Raw genomic sequence first — 3,155 nt, forward strand, 5'->3', positions numbered from 1 at the left:
AATTTGCAATTATTAGAGAAAAGCAGATAGGGGCACATCACCTTTTTGAAGAATATCAGTCAAACTTTGATTATTACCATGCAAATTTTCAAAATAGATCGGAAAGCAATTTGCCAGAATCTATTGTTCAAAGTGAGACAGAGATTAGATTAGAAAGAGGAAGAATTACTGATTTTGTTATTTATGAGGTTTTGGTACAGCCTCCAGAAAATACCAACAATATCAATATAGGAGAAGAGCTAGGAATTCTAATTTATTTAAAACGAATTCAAGCAGCAGGAGAAGGTTATTTTCTAGAAATCTCCCAAAACGAAGCCACAGGGAACGAACTAAACATTATCCTCAAAGCCCCAGGTTTCCAACTCAACGGTGACAACACCGCAAGCATACCCCTTGACCCCAACACCACCCAAGAAACCCAAACCGCAACTTTCCGTCTCACCGCTCTCCGCCCAGGTAACGCAACCATCACCGCCGAACTTTACCGAGGAGATACCTTCGAGACAAAACTCGAAACCCAAATCCAAGTTGCCGATATTGACGAAGCAACCTTCACCCCCCAAAGCATCACCATCCAATCCCGTCCCGTTCCCCAAGCAGATTTTATCCTTCGCATCCAAACAATTGGAGACGCAACTAACTCCACCTGCAAATTCCAATACCAACTCAGAAGTTTCCGGCTCGCTTCAGTATTTCCCGGTAACAACATTTATACATCTAACGTAATCTCAACTATTTGGCTCGAACAGGTGCGGGGATTGTTAACAAAAACACTCGAAAACATATCCGGTAGTTTACCCCAAGAGGGAAAATTGCACTTAGTTTCCCTCGGTCGATACCTATTTAATAATCTTTTCCCCACAGAATTACAAAGCGATATTCGCAGTTTGATACCCCAAAATTCAATTTTTACCCTTCTAATTCTCAGCGACCAAGATGTATCAATACCTTGGGAATTATTGCACGATGGTCAAAGCTTTTTGAGCGATCGCTTTATTATCGGACGCTGGTTACAGGAATTAAGCGATACTCGTCCCTACGAGTTTCCCGTCGGTGCAGTTAACGTCGCCCATTATGCCAATGTTGAGCAACCTGAACTTTGGGCAAGTTTATTGGAAATCCCCGGCGCACCTCCACCCCAGCTTTTGCCGGAAGGTTTATTGCATGATTCTACTGGAACTATGCGGGGTCTGCATTTAATTCGCTACAGCCAACCCGCAGATGCGGCTACTCGTCGTGATGCACCTGTGAGGTTAGATAATAGTAACGATGCAGAAGAAATAGAAACCAAAATACGCCCCAGCAAATTAAATCTGCGGCGCAATCGTCCCTTTGTTACCTTGGGTTACGTGAAAACCGATATTACAGAACTAGCGGAATTAGAAAAAACCTGGGCATCAGCCTTTATCCGGGCTGGGTGTAGCGGTTTTGCTGGTTCTTTATGGGCTGTGGAACCTGCTGTGGAAGCGGCTTTTATTAGTAGCTTTTACAACCAACTGTGGACTGGTGCGTCTTTGGGCGAAGCATTTTATACTAGTCGCCAATTAGCTCGTGCGGTTGCTCCTAATTCCCTCGATTGGCTAGCTTACGTCCTATTTGGCGACCCAATGGCGCGTCCATATTTACCAGTGGAAGGTAAAGGTTATGCGGTGGTGGAACCGATTGGACGGGATATCGATGAACCGATGTCCGTAGATGTACCACTGCGTTTTCGTCTCAGCCTGCGTCGCACTCCCCCAGTCTGGCACGAGGATCGGGTGATGGAGGTGGCGGAGGATTTGAGGTTTGAAAATTTACAGGTTCATGTCAATGCTGCTGGTTTAGAAGTAACACCGGATTCCACGATTAACATGAATTTAGCACCAACTGGGAATTATTTAGGTTGGTTTACTTTAACTGCACCTCCGGAAATGGCTGGCGATTCGGTTTTTGTGGAAGTTTATTTTATGGATGGGGAAGAACCAATTGATAACCTGATTTTCTCACTGGATATTGCTAACGAGGGAGGTGGGGAAGCGTGAAGAGGGGTATTAGTAAATCATTGGCTCAAAATAAAGTTTTTGCTTTTAATATTATCATCGGGAAAGACGATTATCGGATAAGTGGATTTTCTTTGGAACGAAATGCAACGAACGAAGAAATGTTGCATTTAACGAAAGATACTCTACGGATTTTCCAGGAAATTGAACAGAAAATTACGGATAGGAAAAAGTCTGATCTTAGCCCAGAGGATAAGTTATTCCTAACCCCAGAAGAATGTCAAGCATATTTAACCAAATTAGCTGGCTGTGGTCGAGATGCTTACGAGCAGTTTTTCTTCGATAAATATGCGAAAAGTGAGCTAACGAAACTGCGTTCTTACCAAAGTAAAATGCAGTTTGCCCCGACAATTTATTCCGATTCTCTGATTTATCCTTGGGAAGTTTTATATGAAGGTGACGACTATAAAAATCCTAAAGTTGATATGTTTTGGGGCTTTCACTATCCTGTTTCCCGTGCGCTCACGAACAAGCCGCCGACTGAGAGAAAATATTTATTATCTTTGGAAATGCTGTTCTGTTTGCATCAAACATTAAATTTTGTCCACCAACAAGAACAACCCGCAATAGAAAAGTTAATTATTAAACATAAAGGTAACTTTTCTTTATTAAAAGTCTCCAGAAAGATTCAAAAACTCCAGGATGGGGAAGAACTGTTAGCACATTTTTATCAAAATCAATATAATATTCTCCATTTCGCTTGTCATTGTCGGCAATACAAAGATGATGTTGATGCGCTGATAATTTCCTTACAAGAAGATGATAATAATACTCAACAAATCGAATTAGAAGTTAAAAATTTTAATCGCGTTAATGGTGTCTTTCTGACTCAACCTTTAATTTTTCTCAATGCTTGTCAATCGGCTGGTGGTGTGGATGAATTGCGAAAAACCTTTAATCTGCCAAATAAATTTATTCAATATGGTGCGGCTGCGGTAATTGCCACTGCTTGTCCGATGCCAGATGTCTTTGCAGCAGCTTTCGCTAAGGTATTTTATGAATTTTTCATCGGCAAAAAAATGCTGATTGGAAAAGCATTATGCGAGACTAGACGATATTTCTTGGAGAATTATAATAATCGTGGGGACTGTACAAACCATAAGCCAGCCCTAAAGG

Annotated in this window: 2 protein-coding genes; both read left to right on the top strand. The window is 41.7% G+C overall.

Annotated elements, in window-relative coordinates:
• Nucleotides 1-2,021 (top strand): CHAT domain-containing protein (locus CK510_RS28505; protein ID WP_211293337.1); only part of this gene is annotated, 2,021 nt, incomplete at its 5' end.
• Nucleotides 2,018-3,155: CHAT domain-containing protein (locus tag CK510_RS28510; RefSeq protein WP_095724852.1), on the top strand; the 1,138-nt coding region annotated here is incomplete at its 3' end. The genes CK510_RS28505 and CK510_RS28510, both read left to right, overlap by 4 nt.

Source organism: Brunnivagina elsteri CCALA 953 (genome assembly GCF_002289455.1).
Taxonomy (GTDB): Bacteria; Cyanobacteriota; Cyanobacteriia; order Cyanobacteriales; family Nostocaceae; genus Brunnivagina; species Brunnivagina elsteri.